This window comes from Blastococcus sp. SYSU DS0619, assembly GCF_054051035.1.
On record NZ_JBJHAM010000027.1, the window covers coordinates 1 to 26,589 of the forward strand.

Consider the following 26,589-nt stretch of genomic DNA (forward strand, 5'->3'; position numbering starts at 1 on the left):
CTCGATCCTCGCCACGGTGGGGCGCCCGCCCGCGGCCGGCGGCGTGCCCGCCCCCCCCCCCCCCCCCCCCCCCCCCCCCCCCCCCCCCCCCCCCCCCCCCCCCCCCCCCCCCCCCCCCCCCCCCCCCCCCCCCCGACGATCAGGTCACCTGATCATCGTGGGTGGCGCGTCAGTGCGAGTGGCCGTGCCCGCCGTGCGAGTGGCCGTGCGTGTGGTGCCCGCCGCCGGCGTGCTCGTGCTCCTCCTCGGGAGCCTCGACGACGGCGGAGTCCGTGGTGAGCACCATCGCGGCGATCGAGACGGCGTTGCCCAGCGCGGCCTTGGTGACCTTGACCGGGTCGATGACGCCCTGGGCTGCCAGGTCGCCGTACTCGCCGGTGGCGGCGTTGAAGCCGTGCCCCTGGCCGGCCTCGCGCACCTTGCTGACGACGACGCGGCCCTCGAAGCCGGCGTTCTCGGCGATCTGCACCGCCGGGGCGTCCAGCGCGGTGCGGACGGCGCGGGCGCCGGTCAGCTCGTCACCGGAGAGGTCGAGCGCGTCGATCGCCGCGGCGGCGTGCACCAGCGCGGAGCCACCGCCGGGGATGACGCCCTCCTCCACCGCGGCACGGGTGGCGGCGATGGCGTCCTCGATGCGGTGCTTGCGCTCCTTGAGCTCCACCTCGGTCGCCGCGCCGACGCGGATGATGCCGATGCCGCCGGCCAGCTTGGCCAGCCGCTCCTGCAGCTTCTCGCGGTCCCAGTCGGAGTCGGTGGCGTCGATCTCGCGACGGATCTGCGCGACGCGGTCGCCGATGCCCTCGGAGGTGCCGCCGCCGTCGACGATCGTGGTGGTGTCCTTGGTGACGGTGACCCGGCGAGCGGTGCCGAGCACCTCGAGGCCGACCTGGTCGAGCTTCAGGCCGACGTCCTCGGTGACCACCTGACCGCCGGTGACGACGGCGAGGTCGGTCATGAAGGCGGTGCGCCGGTCACCGAAGTACGGCGACTTCACCGCGACGACCTTGATGGTCTTGCGGATGGAGTTGACGACGAGGGTGGACAGCGCCTCGCCCTCGACGTCCTCGGCGACGATCAGCAGCGGGCGCCCACCGGTCGAGAGCACCTTCTCCAGCAGCGGCAGCAGGTCGGCCAGCGCGCCGACCTTGCCGCTGACCAGCAGGACGAGGGCGTCGTCGAGGACCGCCTCCATCGCCTCCTGGTCGGTGACGAAGTAGGGCGAGAGGTAGCCCTTGTCGAACTGGACGCCCTCGGTGACGTCGAGCTCGGTGTTCAGGGTGTTGCTCTCCTCGACGGTGATGACGCCGTCCTTGCCGACGCGCTCCATCGCCTCGCCGATCAGCTCGCCGACCTCGGCGTCCTGGGCGGAGATGGTGGCGACACCGGCGATGGCCTCGCGCTTCTCCACCGGGATGGCGGCGGCGTCGAGCGCGGCGTGCACGGCGTCGGCGGCGGCGCGCATGCCGCGGCCCAGCGACATCGGGTTGGCACCGGCGGCGACGTTGCGCATGCCCTCGTGCACGAGCGCCTGGGCGAGCACGGTGGCGGTGGTGGTGCCGTCACCGGCGACGTCGTTGGTCTTGGTGGCGACGTTCTTCGCCAGCTGCGCGCCGAGGTTCTCGTACGGGTCCTCGAGCTCGATCTCGCGGGCGATGGTGACGCCGTCGTTGGTGATCGTCGGGGCGCCGAACTTCTTGTCGATGACGACGTTGCGGCCACGCGGGCCGATCGTCACCTTCACCGCGTCGGCGAGCTTGTCGACGCCGCGCTCGAGGGCGCGGCGGGCGTCCTCGTTGAACTTGATGATCTTGGGCATGTGGACCTCTCGATCAGGAAGGCATGGGAAAGACGACCGCCCCGGGACCCGGTGTTCGGGTCGCCGGGGCGGTCGGGTGAGCGCTAGGGCTCAGTGCTGAGGAGAGGTCACTTCTCCACGACGGCGAGCAGGTCGCGCGCCGAGAGCACCAGGTAGTCCTGGCCCGAGTACTTGACCTCGGTGCCGCCGTACTTCGAGTAGATGACCACGTCGCCCACGTTCACGTCGAGCGGGACGCGGTTGCCGTTGTCGTCGATGCGGCCGGGGCCGACGGCGACGACGGTGCCCTCCTGGGGCTTCTCCTTGGCGGTGTCCGGGATGACCAGACCGGAGGCGGTGGTGGTCTCGGCCTCGTTGGCCTGGACCACGACGCGGTCCTCCAGCGGCTTGATGCTGACCTTGGTAGCGGTCGTCACGTCGGTGACGCCCCCTTCGGTGTAGGACGGCAGGGATAGTTCGATGCTGTGGCACGGGATCCGGGCACCCGCCGTCGCGGGGGTCGGGCGCCAGCCCGTGTCGTTGGCACTCTACCTAGGAGAGTGCCAGCCGCTCAACCCGGTCCCTGGGGTGGGTGACGTCGGGGCCGACCGGCCCGTACGCCAGGCTGTGCCGGTGGACCAGGACAACGAGGAGCAGGCCGCCGAGACGGTGCGCCAGCTGCGCGCCCTGGCGACGGTCGAGGGCGCTGCGGCCCTGACCAGGGCAGGGGCGCTGCTCGACGCCGGGACCGACGCGGTCGCCGCGCTGACCCGGCTGCGCGCCGAGGTGGGCACGGACCTGGCCGGACCGGCGTGGGGCATCGCGCGCCAGCGGCAGAAGGCCCGGGCGACGTTCGGGGCCGACGCCGACCGGCTGCTGTTCACCGCCGACACCCTCGAGCAGGCCGGCCGCCCGGAGCTGGCCGCCCGCCGCGCGGCCCGCCTGCTCGCCGGAGGCGCCGACTCCGTCGCCGACCTCGGCTGCGCGGCCGGCACCGACACCATCGCGCTGGCCCGCGCCGGTGCCCGTGTGCTCGCCGTCGACCGCGACCCGGTCGCCCGCGAGCTGACCGCCGCCAACGTCGAGGCGCTCGGGATCGCCGACGACGTCTGGGTGGTCGCCGGCGACGCCGTCGAGCTGGTGGCGGCGGCGCGCGGTGGCGAGGTGGCCGGCTGCGGCGCCGCCGTCCTCGACCCCGCCCGCCGCTCCGGCGGGCGGCGGCAGCTCGACCCCGACCGCTGGTCGCCCCCGTGGTCGACGGTCACCGCGCTGCTCGGGAAGGTCCCGACGTCGGTGGTGAAGGTGGCGCCGGGACTCGACCACGACCGGGTGCCCGAGGGCGTCGAGGCCGAGTGGGTCTCGGTCGGCGGCTCGATCGTCGAGGCGCTGCTGTGGGGACCCGCGGTCTCGACCACCTGGCGGCGGGCGACCCTGGTGCGCGACGGCGCCGTCTCCGAGCTGACCGCGGACGCCGACCCCGGCCCCGCCCCGGCCGGCCCGGTGCGCAGCTGGCTGCACGAGCCCGACCCGGCGGTGATCCGCTCGGGCCTGGTCTCCCTCGTGGCCGCCGACCTCGGCGCGAACCTGGTCGACCCGACGATCGCCTACCTGACCTCCGACGGTCCGGCGGACTCCCCCTGGGTCAGCTCCTACCGGGTCGACGAGGTGCTGCCGTTCAACCTCAAGAAGCTGAAGGCGCTGCTGCGCGAGCGCGGGGTGGGCCGGGTCGTGGTGAAGAAGCGGGGCTCGGCGATCGAGCCGGAGACGCTCGCCCGGCAGCTGCGCACCGATGCCGCCGGGACGGCGACCGTCGTCGTCACCCGGGTCGCCGGGAATCCCACCGCCCTGGTCTGCGACGTCAGCGCCTGACCCCGGGACGCCGTCAGCGGCTGACGACCTCGATCGGCAGGGAGCTGTCCGCGCCCAGGTCGGGAGCCGACGGCGCCACCCCGGCGGCCACGAGCCGGGAACCCAGCGCGGCCACCATCGCGCCGTTGTCGGTGCACAGCTTCGGGCTCGGCACCCGCAGCACGATGCCGGCCGCGGCGCACCGCTCCTCGGCCAGCGCGCGCAGCCGCGAGTTGGCCGCCACCCCCCCGCCGAGCACCAGGTGGTCGACGCCGTGGTCCCGGCACGCCCGCACCGCCTTGGCGGTGAGGACGTCGGCGACGGCCTCCTGGAAGGACGCGGCGACGTCGGCCAGCGGCACCGGCTCGCCGGCGCGCTGCCGGGCCTCCACCCACCGGGCGACGGCGGTCTTCAGGCCCGAGAACGAGAAGTCGTAGGCCGGGTCGCGGGCGCCGGTGAGACCCCGCGGGAACGCGATCGCCGACGGGTCGCCGTCGAGGGCGGCCCGGTCGATCGGCGGGCCGCCGGGGAACGGCAGCCCGAGCACCCGGGCGACCTTGTCGAACGCCTCCCCCGCGGCGTCGTCGATGGTCCGGCCCAGCGGCTGCACCTCCTGCGCGAGGTCGGGCACGAGCAGCAGCGAGCTGTGCCCACCGGAGACGAGCATCGCGATCGAGGGCTCGGCCAGCGGACCGTGCTGCAGCTCGTCGACGGCGACGTGCGCGGCCAGGTGGTTGACCCCGTAGAGCGGCTTGCCCAGGGCGAGGGCGTACGCCTTCGCCGCGGCGACGCCGACCAGCAGCGCGCCGGTGAGCCCGGGCCCGCTCGTCACCGCCACCGCGTCGACGTCGGAGGCACGGATGCCGGCGTCGGCGAGCGCGCGGTGCACGGTGGGCACCATCGCCTCCAGGTGCGCCCGGGAGGCGATCTCCGGGACGACGCCGCCGAAGCGCTCGTGCTCGGCCATCGAGGTGGCCAGCGCATCGGCGAGCAGGGTGTGCCCGCGGACGATGCCCACACCGGTCTCGTCGCACGAGGTCTCGAAGCCCAGCACGATCGGTTCGTCAGGCATGGGGTCGCTCCCTCTTCATCACCACGGCGTCGGTCCCGCTCGGTTGGTAGTACTTCGGGCGCCGGCCGATCTCGGCGAACCCGCGCCGCCGGTAGAGCCCCTGGGCGACCTCGTTGTCGGCGCGCACCTCCAGCAGGACGACCGGGCTGCGCCGCCGGTCGGCCTCGGCCAGCAGCGCATCGAGCAGCAGGGCCCCGAGGCCCTCGCCCTGCCGGGCGCCCGTGACCCCGATCGTGGCGACGTGCGCCTCGTCGTCGTAGGCGATCAGCCCGGCGTAGCCCACGACGGCGCCGTCGTCGTCGGCCACGAGGTAGTGGCGGGTCCCGGTCTGCGCGAGCTCCTCGCGGTACATCGCCGCCGTCCAGGTGTCGGGGGCGAAGAGCTCCTCCTCGAGCGCCATCACCGCCGGCAGGTCGGCCAGCCGCATCGGGCGGAGCCGGGTCACTGCGTCACGGCCTTGATCGACGTCGGCGGCACCGCGTCGGGGCGGCGCAGGTACAGCGGCGTCAGCGGGGAGGCGGACGACGGGTCGGCCAGCTGCGGACCGGCGGCGCGCAGCAGCCCCTCGGTGGTCACGTCGGCCGGGAGGACGTCGGCGCCCAGCCGCCCGGCGAACGCCGGGTCACCGACGAACGGCCCGGGTCGGCCGAGCTCCTCGGGCCGGACGACCGCCGGCCCCTCGGTGCGCGCCCCGCCGGCGTCGTAGGCGGCCCAGTAGACCTCCTTGCGGCGGGCGTCGGTGACCACGGTGCGGGCGCCGGAGCCGACGGCGTCCAGCGAGCAGACCCCGACCACCGGGAGGCCACGGGCGTCGGCGAGCGCGGCGGCGGTCACGACCCCGACCCGCAGCCCGGTGAACGGCCCGGGACCGAGGCCGGTGACCACGGCCTCGACCTGGTCGAGCCCGACGCCGGCGTCGGCGAGCACCCCCTGGATCGCGGGCGTGAGCAGCTCGGCGTGCTTCGTCCCCGAGGGCACGGCCCGCTCGGCGAGCACCGTGGCACCGCCGTCGGCCGACCAGCGGGCCAGCCCGGCGACGAGCGTCGGGGTGGCGGTGTCGAGCGCGAGGACCAGCACGACCGATCAGCGTAGGCGAGTGCCCGCCGCCACCTCGTAGACGATCTCCAGTCCGTCCTCCTCGTCGATCTGCTCCCCGACGGCGACGAAGCCCTCGCCGAGCACCAGGTCGCGGGAGGCGACGTTCGACGGCGCGACCGCCGCGCGCACCCTCGTGACCGCCGGCTCGGCCGCCGCCCGGGCCAGGAGCGCCCGCAGGGCCGCCCGGGCGTACCCCTGCCGCCGGTGTTCCGGATCGATCGAGTAGCCGACCTCCACCATGCCGGATGCGTCCGGCGGTCCGTGGAAGCCGGCGCGGCCGACGGTCAGCTGCCGGTCCGGGTCGCGCACCACGCGGGTGATCCAGCGGGCGCTGGCCGGATCGGCCCCCACCTGCTCGGCCCGGATGCCCCAGACCCAGCGGCACTCGGCGCCGGCGAGGTACGGGCTCAGCGGGACCGGTGCCGCCGCCTCGGCGGCGGCGAGGTCGCCGTCGGCGAGGGCGCGCAGGGCGGCCGGGCCCAGCTCGACCAGCTCCACCCGCACGTCCACGCGCGGAAGGCTAGCGGCGACGGCGTTGCCCGCAGCACCGCCGGACGCTAGGTTCGCCGACGTGACTGCCGGGTCGGCCTCGAGCCACGAGCGAGTCAGGGTCCCGGCTCTCCGGTGACCCCCGGGCGGCCGAGAGGGCCGCCCACCCGAGCACCTCCCCCGACGACGTGCTCCCCTGCCGCGGCCTCCGCCCGGCCCTCCCTCGTCCGCGCCCCAGGCGCCGGACCCCTCGCTCACGCAGCACCGTTCCCTGGAGGCACCCCGTGCCCAGCACCACCGTCCTGCACCACCTGATCGTCCTCGTCGAGGACCGCGACGCCGCCGTCTCCTGGCTGGTCGACCTGCTCGACCTGCGCGCGCCCTGGGAGAACGGCTTCTTCCAGTCCGTCCAGCTCGACGACCAGCTCGTGCTCAACGTTGCCGCCGCGCCGGCGCCGGTCGAGCCGCAGCACTACGCGTTCCTGGTCACCGACGAGCGCTTCGACGCCATCCGCGCCCGCTTCGACGCCGACGGGACGCCGTACCAGGCGGATCCCCCCGGCCGCCGGCCCGGCGAGGTGGGTGCGGTCAACCTCGACGGCACCGGCCGCCGGATGTACTTCCGGGGCCCCAGCGGGCACCTGCTGGAGGTGCTGACCGACCGCTACACCGACGTCCCGGAGTCGTCGGCGGCCGGCTGACCCGGGCGGCTCAGACCGCGTCGAGCCGGGCCCACCAGCCGGGGCCGTGCGGCACGAGCAGCGCCGTCCGGACGTCGTCCTCGCGGCGCTCCAGCCGCACCTCGAGGTGCTCGTCGGCCAGCTGCTCGACGAGCCCCTGCCCCCACTCGACCACGGTCACCGACTCCTCGGTGGAGGCGTCGAGGTCGAGGTCGTCGACGTCGGCGTGCCCGCCCAGCCGGTAGGCGTCGACGTGCACCAGGGGGATCCGGCCGTCCCGGTGCACGCGGGCGATGACGAACGTCGGTGAGGTGACCGGCTCCCGGACGCCCAGCCCGGCGCCGATCCCCTGGGTGAGGGCGGTCTTGCCCGCACCCAGGGGACCGACGAGCACCAGCAGGTCGCCGGGGCGGGCCAGACCGGCCAGCGCCTCGCCCAGGGCGTGGGTGTCGGCCGGCGTGGGCAGTTCGTGCACGAGCTTCACGCGGGGGCCTCCAGCGAACCGGCGACGGCGGTGAGGTCGGCCAGCAGCCCGGCGCGGGGGGCGCCGTTCGGGCCGAACCGGATGGCGGCCGACGGGTGGTACGTGGCCCAGACCGCCCGGCCGTCGACGTCGTGCGGGCGGCCGCGGACGCCGGCCAGCACGGTGCGCGGGCCGAGGAACCACTTGGCCGAGGACAGGCCCAGCGCGACGACGACCCGGGCGTCGAGCAGCTCCAGCTGCCGCCGCAGCCAGCCGCCGCAGCGCTGCACCTCGGCCGACCTCGGCGTCCGGTTCGCCGGGGGGCGGCACTTGACCACGTTCAGCACGGCCGCCTCGGCGCGGTCGAGCCCCGCCTCGGTGAGCAGCTGGTCCAGCAGCGCCCCGGAGCGGCCGACGAACGGCCGGCCGGTCTCGTCCTCGGTGGCCCCGGGCGCCTCGCCGATCAGCACGAAGCGCGGGCGGCCGGTCGCCGGGACGTCGCCCACGACGACGTGCTGCCGGGTCGCGGCCAGCTCCGGGCAGGCGGTGCAGGGCCGCGCGGCCGCGGCGAGCGCCGCCCAGTCCGGGGCGGCCGCCGCGGTGCGCGCCACCTCGGCGGCGCCGGCGTCGAACCGGGGCGGACGGGGAGCGGCCACCCGCGCACCCTAACCGCGGGCGCCGGGGAGGCTTCCCGTGCCCGTCTCCGCGTGGGACCGTGCAGCCCCGCGTCCCCGGCACCCGTGAAGGGCAGGCGACCATGCGCACGGCCGACGGCACCGCCGATCTCGACGTCTACGACATCGCCGCACTCGCCGGCGGCCTGCCGCGGCTGGTCGACACCGCGCTCGTGGCGCTGGTCGAGTCGGGGCGGATCCGCATCCACGCCCCCGGTGAGCTGGCGGCTACCGATCCGCTGCGCCGCCACCCCGTCGAGGCCGCCGTGCTCGACGCCGTCGGCACCCGCGGGCACCGGTCGGTCGACACCATCCGCTGGCGGCTCGACGGCGACGAGCGGCTGCTCGAGGTGAGCCGTCGCCTCCGGCAGCATGGCCTGGCGCGCCGCGTCCCGTTCCGGGCGGGGGCCGACGCGCCCACGGCGGCGGGACGCCGGCTGCTGCGGCGGTGGGCGGCGGACACCCCGCCCGACCCGGCCGCGGACGGGGGCAGCGCCGCCAGCGTCGCGCTGCACGGCCGGGCGGCGATGCCCGACCGCCGGCTGTGCGCGGAGATCTTCGAACGGACGCAGTCGGCGCTCGCGCCGGCCCGCGGCCGCCGGGGCCGCGGCGTCGACCACAGCGACCCGAAGCTGGCCGCCTACCGGGCCCGCGGGGCCGTGGGCGGGGCCGGTGGCTACGCCCTCGTCGAGGGGAGCGGGATCGACGGCGGCGGCCTCTGACCGCAGGTCAGCCCGTGGAACCCACGGTGCGGCCCGCGGCCACGCGCCGCAGCAGCGCGGTGAGCGCGCGGCTCACCTCGTCCGGCTCCTCCAGCGGCACCATGTGCCCGGCACCGGGGACGACGACGTAGTCGACGGCGTTCTCCCCCGTCTGCGCCAGCCGCTCCACGATGAGATCGCTGTGCTCCTTGGGGATCATCCGGTCCCGGTCGCCGGTCAGCACCAGCGTGGGCACCCGGCGCAGCGGTTCCAGCCGGCCGGTCTCGTCGAGGCCGGCCAGCGCGGGGTAGAACTCCGCGATGACGTCGACGGGGGTACCGGCGATCATCGCGTCGACGTAGCGGACCAGCGCGGGGTCGACGTCCGCGGAGCCGAACGACAGCGCCTTCGTCGCCGCGGACACCAGCTCCGCAGCCACCCGGCGGGTGCGCTCGGCGAAGGCGGGCCGGCGCCGCATCGTCCAGGCGGCGACCGGCAGCACCGCGGCCCGGAGGCGGGTGACCATCTCGGGCAGGCCGAAGCTGAGCTCGGCCAGGCCGCCGCTGGAGGTGGAGACCAGCGCGGCGCCCTGCACCCGGGTGCCGAACAGCTCCGGCCGCGTCGCGGCCAGGCCCATGACGGTCATCCCGCCCATGGAGTGCCCGACGAGGACGACCGGCCCCCGCGGGACGCGGGCATCCAGGACCGCCGCGAGGTCGGCGGCCAGCTGCTCGATGGTGGAGTGCTCCGCCGGGCCACGGCCGGAGGAGCCGTGGCCGCGCTGGTCGTAGAAGACCAGGCGCGCCCGGGGGCGGTGCCCGTTCCCGGTGGCCAGCTCCGCGGCGAGCGTGCGCCGCTGGAACGCCCACGACGCCATCGACAGGGTGTACCCGTGCACGAAGACGACGGTGAGCGGGGCGTTCCGCGGCCCGATCTCCTCCACGGTCAGCTGCACGCCGTCGTCGGTCCGGACCAGCGCGGTGCGGTCGGGCGGCCGGGCCTCGACGCCCAGCGGATCGACCTGCCGGAGCTGCCCCTCGGTCAGCTCGCGCCGCAGCTCCGCGGCCGGGCCGAGCTCGGCGGCGCGCACCCGGCGCGCGGCGATGCGGCTGACGGCCACGCCGGCGGCGGTGCCCGCCGCCGCGAGCCCGACGACGGCGCCGAGCAGACCGGCGGTGCGCGCCCTGGGGTGCCGGCCCGCGGGCGGGCGGGTGCGCGGCATCAGACCGCCCCCGCCGAGCCGACGTACCGGCGGGCGAACCGGCCCCCGATCCGGGTGACCAGCTCGTAGTGGATCGTGTCGACGGCGTCCGCCCACTGCTGGGCGGTCGGCTCCCCCTGGTCCCCGGGGCCCCAGAGCACCACCTCGTCGCCGGGTGCGACGGCGTCGTCCCCTACGTCGACGACGAACTGGTCCATGCACACCCGCCCGGCGATCGTCCGCTGCCGCCCGGCGGCGAGGACCGGGGCCCGGTTCCCGCCGGCCCGGGGCACCCCGTCGGCGTAACCCGCCGGCACCAGGGCCAGGGTCGTCTCGGCCGCCGTGGCGTAGGTGTGCCCGTAGGAGACCCCGGCCCCGGCGGGCACCCGCTTGGTCAGCGCGACCCGGGCCCGCACCGTCATCGCCGGCCGGAGGCCGTGGTCGGCGGCGTTCCCGCCGAGCGGGTCCAGCCCGTAGACGGCGATCCCCGGGCGCACCATGTCGAACCACGTCCCCGGCAGCGCCACGGTGGCCGCGGAGTTCGCCAGGTGGCATCGCGCGTCGGTCAGCCCGGCCGCGCGGGCGACTCCGACCGCCTCCTCGAACACCCGCACCTGCGCGCCGATGGTGGGGTGCGTGGGGGCGTCGGCGTAGGCCAGGTGGCTCCAGAGGCCCACCACGACGACGTCGCCGTCGGCCTGGGCGCGCGCCGCGGCGTCCACCAGGCCGGGCCACTCGGTCACGGGCGCGCCCTCGCGGGAGAGCCCGGTGTCCACGAACAGGTGCAGCCGGGCCGTGCGGCCGGTCGCCCGGGCGGCGGCCACCACCTCCGCGAGGCCCCAGGCGGCGTTGACCGACACCTCGACGTCGGCGGCCAGCGCCGCCGCGAAGTCGGCGCCCGGCCCGTGCAACCAGGCGAGCACCGGCGCCGTGACCCCGGCGGCCCGCAGCGCCAGCGCCTCGGCCACGACGGCGACGCCCAGCTGGTCCGCCCCGCCGGCCAGGGTCGCCCGCGCCGCGGGGACCAGCCCGTGCCCGTAGCCGTCGGCCTTCACCACCGCCATGAGCGGGCGGCCCACGCGCTCGCGCAGCACCGCGGTGTTCGCCGCGATGGCGTCGAGGTCGACGACCACCTCCGCACCGGTCCCGTTCGTCACGGCCCCGAGTCTGGCAGGCCGCCGGACGGGGCACCGCGCACCCGGTCGACGGCCTCGGGCAGGTGCCGTACGAGGTCGCCGGCGATCAGCGGGCCCCGCGCCGCGGCGAGCTGACCCGCCCGCCCGTGCACGTGCGCGGCGACGGCCGCCGCCTCCGCGGCCGGCAGGCCGGTCGCCAGCAGCGCGCCGGCGATGCCGGACAGCACGTCGCCGGTGCCGGCCGTGGCCAGCCACGGTGTGCCGGTGGCGTTGACGAAGGCGGTGCCGTCCGGGTCGGCGACCACGGTCGCCTCGCCCTTGAGGAGGACGGCCGCACCCAGGTCGGCCGCCAGCCGGCGCACGGCCCCGATCCGGTCGGCGCCGGGCTCGGCGCCGAAGCGGGCGAACTCCCGGTCGTGCGGCGTCAGCACGGTGGGTGCCGACCGGCCCCGCACGAGCTCCGGCTCGCGGGCCAGCATCGTCAGCGCGTCGGCGTCGAGGAGCACCGGCAGGTCGGTGCCGAGCACCTCGGCCAGCACGCTGCGCGCGTCGTCGTCGGTGCCCATGCCGGGGCCGACCACCCAGGCCTGCACCCGGCCGGCGTCGGCCGGGCGGCCCGCGGTCACGAGCGCCTCCGGCCAGGCGGCCCGGACGCCGTCGGCGGCGGTTCCGGCGTAGCGGACGAGGCCGGGCCGGGTGCGCAGGGCGGCTCCGGTGCACAGCACGCCGGCGCCCGGGTAGGTGGCCGAGCCGGCGACGATGCCGACCACGCCCTGGGAGTACTTGTCGTCGTCGGCGTCCGGGAGCGGCAGCCGGGCGGCCGCGTCGGCGTCGGTGAACCGGCCGGCCGAGGCGCGGGGCAGGTGCGGGCCGAGCCCGATGTCGACCAGGTGCACCTCTCCCGCGGAGCCGCGCCCCTCCCCCACGACCAGCCCCGGCTTGACCGCACCGAAGGTCACGGTGTGCGTGGCCGGGAAGGCCGCGCCCTCGACGGCCCCGGTGTCGGCGTCGACCCCGCTCGGCACGTCGACGGCGATCATCAGCGCGGGCCCCGCGGCCGCCCGCTCGACCAGCGTCGCGGCCGCCGGGCGCAGGCCGCCGGCTCCGCCGATGCCGACGATCCCGTCGAGGACGAGGTCCGCGCGGTCGAGCACCGGCCCGGCCGCGTCGGGCGCCAGGCTGCGGCCGCCGGCGGCGCGGAGCGCGGACAGGCCCGCGGCGTGCGCCCGCCCGGCGTCCAGCAGGACGGCGGTGACCCGCGCCCCTCGGGCGGCCAGCCGGGCGCCGGCGAACAACGCGTCCCCGCCGTTGTCACCCGATCCGACCAGCAGGGCGACCCGGGCCCCGTACGAGCGGCCCAGCAGCCGCAGGCAGACGGTGGCCAGCCCGGCGGCCGCGCGCTGCATGAGCGCACCGTCGGGCAGGGACGCCAGCAGCGGGGCCTCGGCCGCCCGGACCTCGGCGGCGGTGTGCAGCGGGATCACGCCGTCACCCGGCCCAGCCCCTCGGCGACGACGACCGCCGACGCGATGCCCCCGTCGTGGCTGAGCGAGACGTGCCAGGCGGTGACGCCGAGCTGCGCCGCCCGGCCGGCCACCGAGCCCCGGACCGACAGGTGCGGGCGGCCGTGCTCGCCCACGGTCACCTCCGCGTCGTGCCAGTGCAGGTCACCGGGGGCGCCGAGGGCCTTGGCCAGCGCCTCCTTGGCGGCGAAGCGGGCGGCCAGCGACTCGCCGGTGCGCGGGGAGCCCGACGGGGTCCGCTGCTCGTCGGGGGTGAACAGGCGGTCGCGCAGCCCGGGGGTGCGGGTGAGCGACTCCGCGAAGCGGTCCACCGGCACGACGTCGATCCCCACTCCGATGATCACCGGCCCAGTCTGCCAAGCCCGCGCCGGAGCGGCCCGTCCGCGGCGGAGCCGCTATTCGACGGTGACGCTCTTGGCCAGGTTCCGCGGCTGGTCGACGTCGTAGCCGCGGGTGTCGGCGATCTCGCAGGCGAGCACCTGGAGCGGCACCGTGGTCACCACCGGGGCCATGAGCGTGGGCGTGCGGGGCACCCGGATCAGGTGGTCGGCGTAGGGCACCACGTCGTCGTCGCCCTCCTCGGCGATGACGATCGTGCGCGCTCCGCGGGCCCGGACCTCCTGGATGTTGGAGACGACCTTGCCGTGCACCGAGTTCCGGCTGCGCGGGGAGGGGACGATGACGATGACCGGGGTGCCCTGGTCGATCACGGCGATCGGCCCGTGCTTGAGCTCGCCGGCGGCGAAGCCCTCGGCGTGGATGTAGGCCAGCTCCTTGAGCTTGAGCGCGCCCTCGAGCGCCACCGGGAAGCCGACGTGGCGGCCCAGGAACAGGATCGTGCCGGCGTCGGCCAGCGAGCGGCCCAGCGCGCGGACCTCCTCCATGCCGGTGAGCACCTCGGCCACGGCTTCGGGCAGGCGGCGCAGGTCGTCGACGATCGCGGCGACCTCGTCCTCGTACTTCACCCCGCGCACCTGCGCCAGGAACAGCCCCACCAGGTAGCAGGCGACGATCTGGGCGAGGAACGCCTTGGTCGACGCGACCGCGATCTCGGGGCCGGCGTGGGTGTAGAGGACGGCGTCGGACTCGCGCGGGATGGTCGAGCCGTTGGCGTTGCAGATGGCCAGCACGCGGGCCTTCTGGTCCTTGGCGTGGCGCAGCGCCATGAGCGTGTCCATCGTCTCGCCCGACTGGCTGATGACGATGACCAGCGTGGAGCGGTCCAGCACGGGGTCGCGGTAGCGGAACTCGCTGGCCACCTCGACCTCGACCGGGATCCGCGTCCAGTGCTCGATGGCGTACTTGGCGATCAGGCCCGCGTGGTAGCTGGTGCCGCAGGAGACCACGAAGATCTTGTCGATGTCGCGGAGCTCCTGGTCCGACAGGCGCACCTCGTCGAGCACCAGCTCGCCGTCCTCGGCCAGCCGGCCCAGCAGGGTGTCGGCGATCGCCTGGGGCTGCTCGGCGATCTCCTTGAGCATGAACCAGTCGTAGCCGCCCTTCTCGGCGGCGGCGGCGTCCCAGTCGACCGTGTAGGCCGTCGGCTCGGCCGGCGTGCCGTCGAAGCCGGTGACCGTCAGCCCCCGGGTGCGGTCGATCTCGACCACCTGGTCCTGGCCGAGCTCGCGGGCCTCCTTGGTGTGCCCGATGAACGCGGCGACGTCGGACCCCAGGAAGTACTCGCCCTCGCCGACGCCGACCACCAGCGGGCTGCTGCGGCGGGCCGCGACGAGGGTGTCGGGCTCGGCGACGTGCGTGACGACGAGGGTGAACGCGCCCTCGAGGCGCTGGCAGACGGCCCGCATCGCCTCGGCGAGCCGCCCGGGACCCTCCGGGGTCGTCTCGTAGACCGCGGCGAGCAGGTGGGCGACCACCTCGGTGTCGGTCTCGGACGTGAACTCGACGCCGGCCGCCTCGCACTCGGCCCGCAGCGCCGCGAAGTTCTCGATGATCCCGTTGTGGATCACCGCGACCGACCCGTCGGCGGACACGTGCGGGTGGGCGTTGCGGTCGGTCGGGCCGCCGTGGGTCGCCCAGCGGGTGTGCCCGATGCCGATGGTGGCCGACGGCAGCGGCTGGTCGGCCAGCACCTTCTCCAGGTTCGCCAGCTTGCCGGCCTTCTTCGCCGTGCTCAGCTCACCGCCGTCGACGACGGCGATGCCCGCGGAGTCGTACCCGCGGTACTCCAGCCGGCGCAGCCCCTCGAGGACGACGTCGAGAGCGTCCTGAGGGCCGACGTATCCCACGATGCCGCACATTGGACCGAGGGTACCGGGAGCCGTTCCGCGATCGCGCTCGCGCGCCGGTCAGGGCGCTCCGACGGGTGAGGCCGGCGACCGGGTCAGCGCACCGCCGCGACGACGGCCGCGAGCCGCTCGGCGACGGCGTCGGCCTGCTCCTGCGTGGGCGCCTCCACCATCACGCGGACCAGCTGCTCGGTGCCCGACGGCCGCAGCAGCACCCGGCCGGAGTCGCCGAGCTCCGCCTCGACCGCGTTCACGGCGGCGGCGACCTCGTCGCTCGCGGCCACGGCCAGCCGGTCGTGCACGGGGACGTTGACCAGCACCTGCGGCAGCCGCTGCACCACGGAGGTCAGCTCCGCCAGCGAGGCGCCGGTCGCGGCCATCCGGGACAGCAGCGCCAGTCCGGTGAGCAGCCCGTCGCCGGTGGTGGCGTGCTCCAGGAAGACCAGGTGCCCGCTCTGCTCACCGCCGAGGCTGAGGTCGGCGGTGCGCAGCGCCTCCAGCACGTACCGGTCGCCGACGGCCGTGGTGCTCACCGAGATGCCGGCGTCGCGCATCGCGTGGTGGAAGCCGAGGTTGCTCATGACGGTCGCGACGACGGTGTCGGACTTGAGGGCCCCGCGCTCGTGCAGGGCCAGGGCGCAGACCGCCAGGATGGCGTCGCCGTCGACGACCTCACCCGCGGCGGTGACGGCCAGGCAGCGGTCGGCGTCCCCGTCGTGGGCGATGCCGATGTCGGCCCCGCGCTCGCGGACGGCCTCGATCAGCGGGCCCAGGTGCGTGGACCCGATGCCGTCGTTGATGTTCCAGCCGTCCGGGTCGCAGCCGATCGCGTGGACGGTGGCCCCGGCGCGGCGGTAGACCTCGGGCGCGGCGGTGGCGGCGGCGCCGTGCGCGGCGTCGACGACCACGGAGAGCCCGGCGAGCGGCCGGTCCACGGTCGAGAGCAGGTGCTCGACATAGGCGTCACCACCGCCGTCGAGTGCGCGGACGCGGCCGATCTCGGCACCGGTGGGGCGGTGCCCGTCGGAGGAGCCGGAGGTCACCGCCAGCTCGATGGCGGCCTCGACGGCGTCGGGCAGCTTGTGCCCGCCCCGGCTGAAGAGCTTGATGCCGTTGTCCGGCATCGGGTTGTGGCTGGCCGAGATCATGACGCCGAGGTCGGCGTCGCTGCGACCGGTGAGCCAGGCCAGCGCCGGCGTGGGGACCACCCCGGCGAGGAGCACCTCGGCTCCTGCGCTCGTGAGGCCCGCGACGACCGCGGCCTCGAGCATCTCCCCGCTGGCGCGGGGGTCGCGCCCGACGACCGCGACGGGACGCGAGGTCCCGTCGCGATCGGCGAGCACGCTTGCGGCGGCACGGGCCACCGAGAGGGCCAGCTCCGGCGTGAGGTCGGAGTTGGCCCGACCCCGGACGCCGTCGGTCCCGAAGAGTCTCCCCCCCATGGCCGCAGCAGCCCCGCCGGTCAGCGCTTGGAGTACTGAGGCGCCTTGCGGGCCTTCTTGAGCCCGTACTTCTTGCGCTCCTTGACCCGCGGGTCGCGGGTGAGGAAGCCGGCCTTCTTGAGGGCCGGACGGTCCTCGGCCTCGATCTCGATGAGGGCACGGGCGATGGCCAGGCGCAGCGCGCCGGCCTGACCCGTGACGCCGCCACCCTTGAGCAGGCCGACGACGTCGTACTGCTCGCCCTTCTCCAGGGTCACGAACGGCTCACGGATGAGCTGCTGGTGCACCTTGTTGGGGAAGTACTCCTCCAGGGTGCGGCCGTTGAGCTTGAACTGGCCGGTGCCGGGGAGCAGCCGGACGCGGACGATCGCTTCCTTGCGCCGGCCGACGGTCTGGACCGGACGCCCCTCGGCGTCGGTCACGGTCAGTGCGCTGGTCACTGGGCCACCTGCTTGATCTCGTAGGTCTGGGGCTGCTGCGCGGCGTGCGGGTGCTCCGGGCCGGCGTAGACCTTGAGCTTCTTGAGCATCTGCCGACCGAGGCTGTTGTGCGGGAGCATGCCCTTGATCGCGCGCTCGATGACGCGGTCGGGGTGCGTGCGCAGCTGGTCGCCGACGTTGATGGTCTTCAGGCCACCCGGGTGTCCGGAGTGGCGGTAGGCGACCTTGTCGTCCCGCTTGGACCCGGTCAGGGCGACCTTGCCGGCGTTGACGATGACGACGAAGTCGCCGACGTCCACGTGCGGGGCGTACTGGGGCTTGTGCTTGCCGCGCAGGAGCTGCGCGGTCTGGCTGGCCAGTCGACCGAGCACCACATCGGTGGCGTCGATGACGAGCCAGGCCCGGTCGACCTGACCGGGCTTGGGGGTGTACGTGCGCACGGCGCTCGTGTCCTCCGTCGTCGTCGGGATGGCTGGTGGGATCGCCTCACCGAGCACGGGAGACAGGAACGACGCGCGGGCACCAGCCGGCTTGCGCGCGCCAGCCGGTCACGATACCAGGGCGCCGCGGAGCGACTCCCGCCGCGATCAGACGATCTCGCGCAGGCGACCGGTCGCCACGTCGTACACGGTGCCCCGCACCTCGTGCGAGAGCAGGTACGGGGAGTCCCGCAGCAGCCGCATCGACTCGCGCACGTCCGCGTCCACATCGGTGAAGGTGCGCGCCGCCCACGGGGGGCGCCGGCCCGTCGCCTTCTCCACCAGGTCGGCGAAGTCGACGTCGTTGCTCTTCTGCAGCCCGCAGTCGGTGTGGTGCACCAGCACGATCTCCCGGGTGCCGAGCAGGTGCTGCGAGATGGTCAGCGAGCGGATCGTGTCCTCGGTGATGACCCCGCCGGCGTTGCGGATGACGTGCGCGTCGCCGACCGCGAGACCGAGCAGGCCGAACAGCGGCATGCGGGAGTCCATGCAGGCCACGACGGCGACCTTCCGCGCCGGCGCGACCGGCTTGCTGCCGGGGAACTGTTCGGCCCACTGCTCGTTCGCCTCGAGCATCCGATCGATCTCAGCCACGGTCGGACGATATCCGGCGGTCACCGACGGTGCCTCCGGACCACCTCGCCCAGGGCCGCCGGGTCGAAGTCCGGGCGCCCGCCGGCGTGCGCGACGGTGTCCGCCGCGGCCGCCGCGGCGACCCACGCGGCATCCTCCGGGCCGGCGCGCCCGAGCAGGGTGGCGGTCAGCGCGGCGGCCCAGACGTCACCGGCACCGGTGGGGTCCACCGGCTCCTCCCCGAGCAGCGGGACCACGACCTCGCCGTCGGCCCACCGCGGGTCCGCCTCCCGCTCCGTCGCCGCGCTGCCCAGCGCCGGGCCCGCCCGCCAGGCGACCAGGTCCCCGGCCTCCCCGACGGACAGCGCGACCAGCCGCGGGCCGGCGGCGAGCAGCTCGGCGGCGGCCTCGCGGGCGGCGTCCACCCCCGGCAGCTCCCGGTCCACGAGCAGCTCCGCCTCCGCGGCGTCCGCGCGCAGGACGTCGGCCCGCGCCAGGACCGCGGTCCTGGTCGCCGCGTCCTCCGGCGCCCCGTCGGCCACCACCACGGTGGTCCGGGGGATGCGGTCCAGCGCCGCCCGCACCGCGGCACCGGGCTGCTGCAGCTGGAGGCTCAGCGCCCGGCACGCCGCCAGCTGCCCCTCGGCCGCCGCCACGTCCGCAGGGGTCAGCAGGACGCCGCGCGGGACGTCCTCGACGAGCCGCCGTCGTCCCCCGTCCTCCACCAGGTCCAGCAGCAGCGCCGTCCGGGCACCCGCACGGGTGACCACACCCGAGACGTCGATCCCGTCGGCAGCCGCCTGCCCCAGGGCGTCCCGTCCCGCGTCGTCGTCGCCCACGACCCCCACGAGGGACACCGGGACACCGAGTCGGCGCAGGGCCACCGCCTGGTTCGCGCCCTTGCCGCCGGGCAGCTCCCGGCGCCCCGTGGCCGCCACCGATCCGCCGGCGGCGGGCAGCCCGGGCACCTGCAGCACCAGGTCGCGGCCCACCTGCCCCAGCACGACGACGTCGGCCACGCACCCTCCTGCGGTCTCCCCTGACGCCGTCCGGCCGGCAATCAGCCAGGATGTGCCCCGTGCGCACGGTCGAGGAACACCAGGCGGTGGTGGACGCCCTGCTGCCGGCCTCCCCCGAGGAGACGGTGCCGTTGGCGGCGGCCCACGGCCGGGTGCTGGCCCGCGACGTCGTCGCCGCCGTGGCGCTGCCGGGGTTCGACAACTCCGCGATGGACGGCTACGCGGCCCGGTGGGCCGAGGTCGGCGGCACCGGCCTGCCCGTGCGGCTGCCGGTGGCCGAGGACATCCCGGCCGGGCGCACCGACGTCGTGCCGCTGGCGCCGGGCACCGTGCACCGCATCATGACCGGTGCCCCCCTGCCCCCGGGCGCCGACGTCGTCGTCCCGGTCGAGCTCACCGACGGCGGCACCGACGTCGTCGAGCTGCGGGACTGCCCGCCCATCGGCAGCCACCTGCGCCGCGCCGGCGAGGACATCGCGGCCGGCACCGTCGCCCTCTCCCCCGGCGCTCCGCTCGGCGCCGCCCAGCTCGGGCTGGCCGCCGCCGTGGGCGTCACCGAGCTGCCGGTCCGTCGGCGGCCCCGCGTGCTGGTGCTCTCGACGGGCAGCGAGCTGGTCGCCCCCGGGGAGGAGCTCGCCCCGGGGCAGATCTACGAGTCGAACTCCACCCTGCTGGTGGCCGCGGTCGAGGAGGCGGGCGGCACCGCCCGGCGGCTGCACTTCGTCCCCGACGACGTCGACCAGTTCCTGACCACCGTGCGCGCCGAGCTGGCGACGGCGGACCTGCTGGTCACCAGCGGTGGGGTGAGCGCCGGCGCCTACGAGGTCGTCAAGGACGCCTTCCGCACGCTGGGCACCGTGGAGTTCGTCAAGGTCGCCATGCAGCCCGGCGGGCCGCAGGGGGCCGGCACGGTCGACGGCGTCCCGGTGGTCACGCTCCCCGGGAACCCGGTGAGCGCCTTCGTCTCCTTCGAGGTCTTCGTCCGGCCGGCGCTGCGCCGCGCCCTCGGGCACACCTCGCCCGACCGGCTGCGGGTGCCGGCCCGGCTCGCCGGCCCCCTGCGCTCCCCCGCCGGGCGGCGCCAGTTCCTGCGCGGCCGCTACGACGGCGGGATCGTCTCCCAGGTCGGCGGCCCCGGGTCGCACCTGGTGGCGCACCTGGCCCGCGCCAACTGCCTGGTGGTCGTCCCCGAGGACGTCACCGAACTGCCCGCCGACGCCGAGGTCGACGTCGTGCTCATCGAAGGAGCGCTCCAGTGACAGAAGGCCGTCTCACCCACGTCGACGAGCACGGTGCCGCGCGCATGGTCGACGTCAGCGCCAAGGCGGTCACCGCGCGGGAGGCCACCGCCGCCGGCCGGGTGCTGGTCAGCCCCGAGGTCGTCGCCCTGCTGCGCGGGACGGGGGTGCCGAAGGGCGACGCGGTCGCGGTCGCCCGGATCGCGGGCATCGCCGGCGCGAAGCGGACCCCCGACCTGGTCCCGCTGTGCCACCCCATCGCGCTGCACGGGGTCACCGTCGACCTCGAGGTGACCGACGACGCCGTCGAGATCACCGCCACCGCGCGCACCGCCGACCGCACCGGCGTGGAGATGGAGGCGCTGACCTCGGTCACCGTCGCCGGGCTGACCATGATCGACATGGTGAAGGCGGTCGACCCGCGGGCGTCGATCACCGACGTGCGGCTGCTGCGCAAGAGCGGCGGCAAGAGCGGGGAGTGGACCCGGTGAGCGAGCTCCCCGCGGACGCACGGGCGCTGGTGCTCACCGCCTCGAACCGCGCCTACGCCGGCGTCTACGAGGACCGCAGCGGCCAGGCGCTCGCCGCCGGGCTGCGCGAGCTCGGCTTCACCGTCGAGGGGCCGCACGTGCGCCCCGACGACGTCGACGAGCTGGAGGCGGTCGTCCGGGCGGCGGTCGACCTCGGCGTCGACGTGGTGGTCACCACCGGCGGCACCGGCCTCTCCCCCACCGATGTCACCCCGGAGGCCACCCGCCGGGTGCTGGAGCGGGAAGCCCCGGGTCTGGCCGAGGCCGTCCGGCGCTACGGGGCCGACCACGGGGTGCCGACGGCGGTGCTCTCCCGGGGGGTGGCCGGTACCGCGGCCCGCACGCTGATCGTGAACCTGCCCGGGTCCACCGGCGGCGTCAGGGACGGCCTCGCCGTCCTCGGGCCGCTGCTGCCGCACGTGGTCAGCCAGCTCCGCGGCGGCGATCATGAGAGGGAATGACGGGAGCCGCCCTGCGAGGGGCACGGCCCGATGCGGGGGCCGGAGGCCTTCCAGCGGGGTGTGACGATGCAGCTCAGCGCAGCCGGGGGACGGCACCTGGCCGCGGTGCGACGCGGAGCGTCGCAATGTGATGGCGTGGTTCAGTTCAGTTCGATCCGCTCCTGGTGGGTGTAGACGTTGCAGCCGTCGCCTCGGAGGAAGCCCACCAGCGTGATGCCGACCTCGCGGGCCAGCTCCACGGCCAGGGACGACGGCGCCGACACCGCGGCCAGCACCGGGATGCCGGCCATCGCCGCCTTCTGGGTCAGCTCGAAGCTCGCCCGGCCGCTCACCATCAGCACGTGCCCGGCCAGGGGCAGCCGGCCCTCGCGGACGCCGTCGCCGATCACCTTGTCCACGGCGTTGTGCCGGCCGACGTCCTCGCGCACCGCCACCAGCTCCCCGCCGGCCGTGGACAGCCCCGCCGCGTGCAGCCCCCCGGTCTTGTCGAAGACCTGCTGGGCGGCTCGCAGCCGGTCCGGCAGCGCGAGCAGCACCTCCAGCGGCAGTCGCACCGGGTCGGCGGCGACGTCGAAGGCGGTCTTGGTGCGGATGGCGTCGATGCTGGCCTTGCCGCAGACCCCGCAGGAGCTGGACGTGTAGAAGTTCCGCTCCAGGCCGGTGTCCGGGATCGGCACGCCGGGTGCCAGGTCGACGTCGACGACGTTGTAGGTGTTGCGGCCGTCGGCGTCCACGGAGTCGCAGTAGCGCAGCCCGGCGACGTCGTCGGACCCGTGGATCACGCCCTCGGTGGCGAGGAACCCGTGCACCAGGTCGAAGTCGTCGCCCGGCGTCCGCATCGTCACGGCCAGCGGCGTGCCGTTCAGCCGGATCTCCAGCGGCTCCTCCGCCGCCACGGCGTCGGGTCGGGTCGTGCGGTGCTGACCTCGGATGCGCAGCACCGGGGTGCGGCTGGTGACTCGTCCCACGACGTGGACGGTACCCACGCCCGGGCGCCTACGGTGCTGCCATGGAGGAGCTCCCGCCGTACGCGGCCGTGGTGCTGGCCGGGGGCCGGGCCCAGCGACTGGGCGGCCAGGCCAAGCCGCAACTGCGGGTGGGCGACCGGACCATGCTCGCCGCCGCCCTGGACGCCGTGGGCGACGCCGCTCGCCGCGTGGTGGTCGGCCCTCCCCAGCAGGTCCCGCGGGACGTCGTCCTGACCCGCGAGGACCCACCCGGCGGTGGACCCGTCGCGGCGCTGCGGGCCGGGCTGTCCGCCGTGGACGCCGAGGTCGTGGCGGTGCTCGCCGGCGATCTGCCGTTCGTCACCGGCGCGCTGGTCGGCGAGCTGCGCCGCCGGCTGCAGCGGGACGGCGTCCTCGTCGAAGACGACACCGGCCGGGACCAGCTCCTGCTCGGTGTGTGGCGGACCGCCGCCCTGCGCGCGGCGGTCGGCGACCCGGACGCCCCGCCGGCGCTGCACCGGGCGGTGGCCGGCCTCGCGGTGGACCGGTACCGCCCGTCGCCGGCGCCGGGCGAGGTGCCGCCGTGGCTGGACTGCGACACCCCCGAGGAGTTGGCCCGGGCCCGGGAGGTAGCTCTCCGCGGTCGCGGGTAGGGCCGGGTCATGCGCATCGTCCTCGCCGGGGCCCACGGGCAGGTCGCCCGCCGCCTCGGCCGTCTGCTCACCGCCCGCGACGACACCGTCCTCGGTCTCGTCCGCAATCCCGACCACCGGTCCGACCTGGAGGACGACGGCGTCACGCCGGTGGTCCTCGACCTCGAGACGGCGTCCGTCGACGAAGCGGCCGAGGTCCTGTCCGGCGCCGACGCGGTGGTCTTCGCCGCCGGAGCGGGGCCCGGCAGCGGCGCCGCCCGCAAGGACACCGTCGACCGCGGCGCGGCGGTCCTGCTGGCCGACGCCGCCGAGCGGGCCGGGGTGCGCACCTACCTGCTCGTCTCCTCCATGGGCGCCGACCTGGTGGCCGACGGCGCCACGCCGGACGGCGTCGACGAGGTGTTCGCCGCCTACCTGCGCGCCAAGCTGGCCGCCGAGCAGGACCTCCTCGCCCGCCCCGCGCTCGCGGTGACTGTCCTGCGGCCGGGCAGTCTCACCGACGATCCGGGTACCGGCCGGGTCACCCTCGACCGGCACGTGGACCGGGGCGACATCCCCCGGGACGACGTGGCCGCGGTGCTGCTCGGCTTCCTGGACTCGCCCCGGGACGGCGCCGTGGTGGAGCTGGTCGCCGGCCCGACCCCGGTGGCGGAGGCGGTCGCCGCCGTCCCGTGACGCGCGTCAGGCCCGGCGGGCCCGGGTGACGGTCGCTCGGGCGGCCAGCTCGGTGTCGTCGGGGTAGTCCACCGCGACCAGCGTCAGTCCGTGCGCCGGCGCGACCGGCACGTCGCTCGCGCGCTCGGTGCGGGTGAGCAGGCCGGCCGGCCAGTCGAGCGGCCGCCGGCCCTCCCCCACCGCGATCAGCCCGCCGACCAGGCTGCGGACCATGGAGTGGCAGAAGGCATCGGCGGAGGCATCGACGCGCACGGTCTCGGAGCCGTCGCCCTCCCGGTGGCGGGTCACGGTCAGCCGCAGCAGCGTCCGGATCGTCGTCGCGCCCTCACGGCGCCGGCAGTAGGCGGCGAAGTCGTGCTGCCCCAGCAGCAGGCCGGCGGCGAGGTCCATCGCCGCGGCGTCCAGCCGGCGCGGCCAGGCGACGACGTCGGCACGGCGCAGCGGCGAGGGCCCGGCCGGTGCGTCGGTCAACCGGTACACGTAGTGCCGGGCGAGCGCACCGAAGCGGGCATCGAAGTCCGGGTGCGCCTCCTCGACGTGCGGGACGGCGATGTCCGGTGGCAGCACCCCCCGGAGCCGGCGGACCAGCTTCTCCCGCTGCTGCTCCCAGACGCCGCGCGCCACGTCGACGTGCACCACCTGGCCGGTGGCGTGCACACCGGCGTCGGTGCGGCCGGCGACCGTGAGGTCGACGTCGCTCCGGAGCACCGTCGCCATCCCCCGCTCCAGCTCGTCCTGCACGGTCCGCAGGCCGGGCTGGCGGGCCCACCCGTGGAACCCCGTGCCGTCGTACTGGACCGCCAGGCGGAGACGGACGAGCCCGCCACCGGAGTCGGTGGCGGGCTCGTCCTGGCGCTGATCCGTGGTCAGCGGCCGGTCACTTCGGGTCGGGCGCGGCGTCGCCGCCCTGGTACTGCTGGCTGGCCGTCGCGGCGTCACCGAGCTCGGCGGCCTCGATCTCCGCAGCCGCCGCGCTGGCGACCTCGGGCGACAGGACCGGGTCCTCGACCACGGCGGCGTTCTGCCGCTCGGGCTCGGGGGTCACGTCGCCGTCGTCCTGCCGGTCCCCGTCGGGGTTGTAGACGTCGGTGACGACCTCCTGCGCCTCGTCGGTGACGCTGCCGTCGGTCACGGCCGGGGAGGTGTCCCCGCCGGGGCCGGTGGTCTCACCCTCGAACGTGGCGCCCTGGTCGCCGCCGCCGGCGGACACGCCGGCAGCGCCCGCACCGGCGACGTTCTCGGGGTTGCTCATCGCGCGTCCGTGCCCTCGTCCTCGGTGGCCGGCGCCTCGGCGACGACCTCGTCCGGGGTGTCGGCGGAGTCCGCGCTGTCGACCGAGTCGACGCTCTCGGCCGAGTCCGCGGAGTCGTCGGGCTCGACGGTGTCCGTCGGCTCGACGGCGTCGGCGGTGACCTCGCCGGCCGCGGAGGCGGCGCCGGCACCGGCGGCGAACTGCGTGCCACGGGCCCGCTCGGCCTCGCCGACCGCCTGCTGGGCGACGGTCAGGGCCTCGACCAGCTCGATGACCGCCATGGGGGCGTTGTCGCCCTTGCGCGGACCGACCTTGGTGATGCGGGTGTAGCCACCGGGACGGTTCTCGAAGCGAGGACCGATCTCGGCGAACAGCGTGTGGACGACGTCCTTGTCACGGATGGTCGTCATCACCTGACGACGGGCGTGCAGGTCACCGCGCTTGGCGAAGGTCACCAGCTTCTCGGCCAGCGGACGGAGCCGCTTGGCCTTCGCCTCGGTGGTGGTGATCCGCCCGTGCTCGAACAGCGAGGTGGCCAGGTTGGCCAGCATCAGCCGCTCGTGCGCGGGGGAGCCGCCGAGACGGGGGCCCTTGGTGGGGGTGGGCATGTCGGTCCTTCCTCAGGCGGCCGGGCGCTCGCTGCCGGCTGCATCCGTGATGCTGCTGTCGTCCGTACTGCGGTGGTGCTGCACTGCTCGTGGCGCCAGTGTGGCGTGCCGCACGGCCGGGGGGGGGGGGGGGGGGGGGGGGGGGGGGGGGGGGCGGGGGGGGGCGCCCCGCGCGGCCCCCCCCCCCCCCCCCCCCCGCGCCGGTCAGAGCTGCTCGGTCTCCTGGTAGGAGCCCTCGTCGTACTGCGCCTGCTCGTAGCCCGGGGCGAACTCGCCCGTGCCCTGGTAGGCGTCGGTCTCGTAGCCCTCGTCGTAGCTCTCGATCGAGGTGGGGATGAACCCGGGCGGGCTGTCCTTGAGCGCGAGGCCCATGGCCGCCAGCTTCATCTTGACCTCGTCGATCGACTTGGCGCCGAAGTTCCGGATGTCGAGCAGGTCGGCCTCCGAGCGGGTGACGAGCTCACCGACGGTGTGCACGCCCTCGCGCTTGAGGCAGTTGTAGGACCGGACGGTGAGGTCCATGTCCTCGATCGGCATCGAGAAGTTCGCGATGTCGGCGGCCTCGGCCGGGCTGGGCCCGACCTCGATGCCCTCGGCGTCGACGTTCAGCTCGCGCAGCAGGCCGAAGAGCTCGACCAGCGTGGACCCGGCGGACGCGATGGCGTCCCGCGGGGCGATCGACGGCTTGCTCTCGACGTCGACCACGAGGCGGTCGAAGTCGGTGCGCTGCTCGACGCGGGTCGCCTCGACGGCGTAGGTGACCTTGAGGACCGGCGAGTAGATCGAGTCCACGGGGATGCGGCCGATCTCCTGGCCGGGCTGCTTGTTCTGCGGCGCAGGCACGTAGCCGCGGCCCCGCTCGACGACCAGCTCGATCTCGAGTCGGCCCTTGCCGTTCAGGGTGGCGATGTGCAGCTCGGGGTTGTGCACCTCGACGCCGGCCGGCGGGGCGATGTCCGCCGCCGTGACCTCACCGGGGCCCTGCTTGCGCAGGTACATGGTCACCGGCTCGTCGGAGTCGGAGCTGACCACGAGACCCTTGAGGTTCAGGATGATCTCGGTGACGTCCTCCTTGACTCCCGGCACGGTGGTGAACTCGTGCAGGGTGCCCTCGATGCGGATGCTGGTGACAGCCGCACCGGGGATGGACGACAGCAGCGTGCGCCGCAGGGAGTTGCCGAGGGTGTAGCCGAAGCCCGGCTCGAGCGGCTCGATGATGAACCGCGAGCGCTGCTCCGAGATGGTCTCCTCGGTCAGCGTGGGGCGCTGTGCGATGAGCATTGTGTCTCCTTCAGGTCCTCCGGCACCCGCCATATGACGCCGTGAGGGGTGGTGCTGGCTCCGGC

Annotated in this window: 31 protein-coding genes; 8 read left to right on the top strand and 23 right to left on the bottom strand. The window is 75.7% G+C overall.

What is annotated here, in order from left to right; all coding sequences use genetic code 11:
• Nucleotides 1-169: 169 nt before the first annotated feature.
• On the bottom strand, nucleotides 170-1,816 hold the full coding sequence (groL, locus tag ACI79T_RS19390; protein WP_456611737.1) for a chaperonin GroEL: 1,647 nt from the start codon (nucleotides 1,814-1,816) through the stop codon (nucleotides 170-172).
• Between the two features lie 107 nt (nucleotides 1,817-1,923).
• On the bottom strand, nucleotides 1,924-2,232 hold the full coding sequence (gene groES, locus ACI79T_RS19395; RefSeq protein WP_113811350.1) for a co-chaperone GroES: 309 nt from the start codon (nucleotides 2,230-2,232) through the stop codon (nucleotides 1,924-1,926).
• 196 nt (nucleotides 2,233-2,428) lie between these two features.
• Between groES and ACI79T_RS19400 the strand changes: the two genes are divergently transcribed.
• Nucleotides 2,429-3,664, top strand: a complete 1,236-nt coding sequence (locus ACI79T_RS19400) for a THUMP-like domain-containing protein (RefSeq protein ID WP_456611738.1) — start codon at nucleotides 2,429-2,431, stop codon at nucleotides 3,662-3,664.
• A 13-nt stretch (nucleotides 3,665-3,677) separates the two neighbouring features.
• On the opposite strand, the gene tsaD is transcribed toward ACI79T_RS19400, so the two are convergent.
• The 4 genes from tsaD to ACI79T_RS19420 are packed head-to-tail and all read right to left on the bottom strand — an operon-like array spanning nucleotide 3,678 to nucleotide 6,323.
• Entirely contained in the window at nucleotides 3,678-4,715 is a 1,038-nt protein-coding gene (gene tsaD, locus ACI79T_RS19405; protein ID WP_456611739.1) for a tRNA (adenosine(37)-N6)-threonylcarbamoyltransferase complex transferase subunit TsaD, read from the bottom strand.
• Entirely contained in the window at nucleotides 4,708-5,160 is a 453-nt protein-coding gene (rimI, locus tag ACI79T_RS19410) for a ribosomal protein S18-alanine N-acetyltransferase (RefSeq protein WP_456611740.1), read from the bottom strand. The genes tsaD and rimI overlap by 8 nt, the downstream gene beginning before the upstream one ends.
• Entirely contained in the window at nucleotides 5,157-5,792 is a 636-nt protein-coding gene (gene tsaB, locus ACI79T_RS19415) for a tRNA (adenosine(37)-N6)-threonylcarbamoyltransferase complex dimerization subunit type 1 TsaB (protein ID WP_456611741.1), read from the bottom strand. The genes rimI and tsaB overlap by 4 nt, the downstream gene beginning before the upstream one ends.
• Nucleotides 5,793-5,798: 6 nt before the next feature.
• Nucleotides 5,799-6,323, bottom strand: coding sequence for a GNAT family N-acetyltransferase (locus tag ACI79T_RS19420; RefSeq protein ID WP_456611742.1), 525 nt, complete (start codon nucleotides 6,321-6,323; stop codon nucleotides 5,799-5,801).
• A 263-nt stretch (nucleotides 6,324-6,586) separates the two neighbouring features.
• On the opposite strand from ACI79T_RS19420, the gene ACI79T_RS19425 reads away from it, so the two are divergent.
• Nucleotides 6,587-7,003, top strand: coding sequence for a VOC family protein (locus ACI79T_RS19425; RefSeq protein ID WP_456611743.1), 417 nt, complete (start codon nucleotides 6,587-6,589; stop codon nucleotides 7,001-7,003).
• 10 nt (nucleotides 7,004-7,013) lie between these two features.
• Here the strand turns inward: ACI79T_RS19425 and tsaE are convergent, their stop codons facing one another.
• Together tsaE and ACI79T_RS19435 are read right to left on the bottom strand one after the other, a co-directional pair.
• Nucleotides 7,014-7,466 carry a tRNA (adenosine(37)-N6)-threonylcarbamoyltransferase complex ATPase subunit type 1 TsaE gene (gene tsaE, locus ACI79T_RS19430; protein WP_456611744.1) on the bottom strand — a complete coding sequence of 151 codons (453 nt, stop codon included), beginning with the start codon at nucleotides 7,464-7,466 and terminating at the stop codon, nucleotides 7,014-7,016.
• Complete coding sequence (locus ACI79T_RS19435; protein ID WP_456611745.1) at nucleotides 7,463-8,101, bottom strand: uracil-DNA glycosylase; 639 nt, start codon at nucleotides 8,099-8,101, stop codon at nucleotides 7,463-7,465. Before ACI79T_RS19435 ends, tsaE begins: the two co-directional genes overlap by 4 nt.
• A gap of 101 nt (nucleotides 8,102-8,202) precedes the next feature.
• Here ACI79T_RS19435 and ACI79T_RS19440 point away from each other — a divergent pair, with 101 nt between their 5' ends.
• Complete coding sequence (locus tag ACI79T_RS19440; RefSeq protein WP_456611746.1) at nucleotides 8,203-8,841, top strand: TIGR04222 domain-containing membrane protein; 639 nt, start codon at nucleotides 8,203-8,205, stop codon at nucleotides 8,839-8,841.
• A gap of 7 nt (nucleotides 8,842-8,848) precedes the next feature.
• Here ACI79T_RS19440 and ACI79T_RS19445 read toward each other — a convergent pair whose 3' ends face one another.
• The 10 genes from ACI79T_RS19445 to ACI79T_RS19490 form a co-directional block, all read right to left on the bottom strand.
• Nucleotides 8,849-10,042 carry an alpha/beta fold hydrolase gene (locus ACI79T_RS19445; RefSeq protein WP_456611747.1) on the bottom strand — a complete coding sequence of 398 codons (1,194 nt, stop codon included), beginning with the start codon at nucleotides 10,040-10,042 and terminating at the stop codon, nucleotides 8,849-8,851.
• Nucleotides 10,042-11,178, bottom strand: coding sequence for an alanine racemase (gene alr, locus ACI79T_RS19450; RefSeq protein ID WP_456611748.1), 1,137 nt, complete (start codon nucleotides 11,176-11,178; stop codon nucleotides 10,042-10,044). The genes ACI79T_RS19445 and alr overlap by 1 nt, the downstream gene beginning before the upstream one ends.
• Nucleotides 11,175-12,641, bottom strand: a complete 1,467-nt coding sequence (locus ACI79T_RS19455; RefSeq protein WP_456611749.1) for an NAD(P)H-hydrate dehydratase — start codon at nucleotides 12,639-12,641, stop codon at nucleotides 11,175-11,177. The genes alr and ACI79T_RS19455 overlap by 4 nt, the downstream gene beginning before the upstream one ends.
• Nucleotides 12,638-13,024: a holo-ACP synthase gene (locus tag ACI79T_RS19460; RefSeq protein WP_456611750.1), complete on the bottom strand. Its 387-nt coding sequence runs from the start codon at nucleotides 13,022-13,024 to the stop codon at nucleotides 12,638-12,640. The genes ACI79T_RS19455 and ACI79T_RS19460 overlap by 4 nt, the downstream gene beginning before the upstream one ends.
• 51 nt (nucleotides 13,025-13,075) lie before the next feature.
• Nucleotides 13,076-14,938 carry a glutamine--fructose-6-phosphate transaminase (isomerizing) gene (gene glmS, locus ACI79T_RS19465; protein WP_456611751.1) on the bottom strand — a complete coding sequence of 621 codons (1,863 nt, stop codon included), beginning with the start codon at nucleotides 14,936-14,938 and terminating at the stop codon, nucleotides 13,076-13,078.
• Nucleotides 14,939-15,021: 83 nt separating this feature from the next.
• Nucleotides 15,022-16,368, bottom strand: coding sequence for a phosphoglucosamine mutase (gene glmM, locus ACI79T_RS19470; RefSeq protein WP_456611752.1), 1,347 nt, complete (start codon nucleotides 16,366-16,368; stop codon nucleotides 15,022-15,024).
• Between the two features lie 20 nt (nucleotides 16,369-16,388).
• Nucleotides 16,389-16,808 (bottom strand): 30S ribosomal protein S9, encoded by a 420-nt coding sequence (gene rpsI, locus ACI79T_RS19475; RefSeq protein WP_456611753.1) that lies wholly within the window; start codon nucleotides 16,806-16,808, stop codon nucleotides 16,389-16,391.
• A complete protein-coding gene (rplM, locus tag ACI79T_RS19480) occupies nucleotides 16,805-17,248 on the bottom strand; it encodes a 50S ribosomal protein L13 (protein ID WP_456611754.1) in 444 nt (147 codons plus the stop codon). The genes rpsI and rplM overlap by 4 nt, the downstream gene beginning before the upstream one ends.
• Nucleotides 17,249-17,395: 147 nt before the next feature.
• A complete protein-coding gene (locus tag ACI79T_RS19485) occupies nucleotides 17,396-17,881 on the bottom strand; it encodes a beta-class carbonic anhydrase (protein ID WP_456611755.1) in 486 nt (161 codons plus the stop codon).
• Between the two features lie 20 nt (nucleotides 17,882-17,901).
• On the bottom strand, nucleotides 17,902-18,879 hold the full coding sequence (locus ACI79T_RS19490) for a PfkB family carbohydrate kinase (protein WP_456611756.1): 978 nt from the start codon (nucleotides 18,877-18,879) through the stop codon (nucleotides 17,902-17,904).
• Nucleotides 18,880-18,929: 50 nt separating this feature from the next.
• On the opposite strand from ACI79T_RS19490, the gene moeA reads away from it, so the two are divergent.
• Genes moeA through ACI79T_RS19505 form a run of 3 tightly spaced genes read left to right on the top strand, consistent with a single transcriptional unit; the run spans nucleotide 18,930 to nucleotide 21,108 of the window.
• Nucleotides 18,930-20,138, top strand: a complete 1,209-nt coding sequence (gene moeA / locus ACI79T_RS19495) for a molybdopterin molybdotransferase MoeA (RefSeq protein ID WP_456611757.1) — start codon at nucleotides 18,930-18,932, stop codon at nucleotides 20,136-20,138.
• Nucleotides 20,135-20,608: a cyclic pyranopterin monophosphate synthase MoaC gene (moaC, locus tag ACI79T_RS19500; protein WP_456611758.1), complete on the top strand. Its 474-nt coding sequence runs from the start codon at nucleotides 20,135-20,137 to the stop codon at nucleotides 20,606-20,608. The genes moeA and moaC overlap by 4 nt, the downstream gene beginning before the upstream one ends.
• Complete coding sequence (locus tag ACI79T_RS19505; protein WP_456611759.1) at nucleotides 20,605-21,108, top strand: MogA/MoaB family molybdenum cofactor biosynthesis protein; 504 nt, start codon at nucleotides 20,605-20,607, stop codon at nucleotides 21,106-21,108. The genes moaC and ACI79T_RS19505 overlap by 4 nt, the downstream gene beginning before the upstream one ends.
• A 140-nt stretch (nucleotides 21,109-21,248) precedes the next feature.
• Here the strand turns inward: ACI79T_RS19505 and fdhD are convergent, their stop codons facing one another.
• Nucleotides 21,249-22,076: a formate dehydrogenase accessory sulfurtransferase FdhD gene (gene fdhD / locus ACI79T_RS19510; RefSeq protein WP_456611760.1), complete on the bottom strand. Its 828-nt coding sequence runs from the start codon at nucleotides 22,074-22,076 to the stop codon at nucleotides 21,249-21,251.
• A gap of 41 nt (nucleotides 22,077-22,117) precedes the next feature.
• Between fdhD and mobA the strand changes: the two genes are divergently transcribed.
• Nucleotides 22,118-22,708: a molybdenum cofactor guanylyltransferase gene (gene mobA / locus ACI79T_RS19515; RefSeq protein ID WP_456611761.1), complete on the top strand. Its 591-nt coding sequence runs from the start codon at nucleotides 22,118-22,120 to the stop codon at nucleotides 22,706-22,708.
• A gap of 9 nt (nucleotides 22,709-22,717) precedes the next feature.
• A complete protein-coding gene (locus ACI79T_RS19520; protein ID WP_456611762.1) occupies nucleotides 22,718-23,383 on the top strand; it encodes an NAD(P)-binding oxidoreductase in 666 nt (221 codons plus the stop codon).
• A 6-nt stretch (nucleotides 23,384-23,389) separates the two neighbouring features.
• Here the strand turns inward: ACI79T_RS19520 and truA are convergent, their stop codons facing one another.
• The 4 genes from truA to ACI79T_RS19540 all read right to left on the bottom strand — a co-directional run bounded on the left by truA (nucleotide 23,390) and on the right by ACI79T_RS19540 (nucleotide 26,524).
• A complete protein-coding gene (gene truA / locus ACI79T_RS19525; protein WP_456611780.1) occupies nucleotides 23,390-24,253 on the bottom strand; it encodes a tRNA pseudouridine(38-40) synthase TruA in 864 nt (287 codons plus the stop codon).
• Nucleotides 24,254-24,260: 7 nt separating this feature from the next.
• Nucleotides 24,261-24,635 carry a hypothetical protein gene (locus tag ACI79T_RS19530; protein ID WP_456611763.1) on the bottom strand — a complete coding sequence of 125 codons (375 nt, stop codon included), beginning with the start codon at nucleotides 24,633-24,635 and terminating at the stop codon, nucleotides 24,261-24,263.
• Nucleotides 24,632-25,243, bottom strand: a complete 612-nt coding sequence (gene rplQ, locus ACI79T_RS19535; protein ID WP_456611764.1) for a 50S ribosomal protein L17 — start codon at nucleotides 25,241-25,243, stop codon at nucleotides 24,632-24,634. The genes ACI79T_RS19530 and rplQ overlap by 4 nt, the downstream gene beginning before the upstream one ends.
• Before the next feature lie 204 nt (nucleotides 25,244-25,447).
• Nucleotides 25,448-26,524, bottom strand: a complete 1,077-nt coding sequence (locus tag ACI79T_RS19540) for a DNA-directed RNA polymerase subunit alpha (protein ID WP_269192808.1) — start codon at nucleotides 26,522-26,524, stop codon at nucleotides 25,448-25,450.
• Nucleotides 26,525-26,589: the final 65 nt, after the last annotated feature.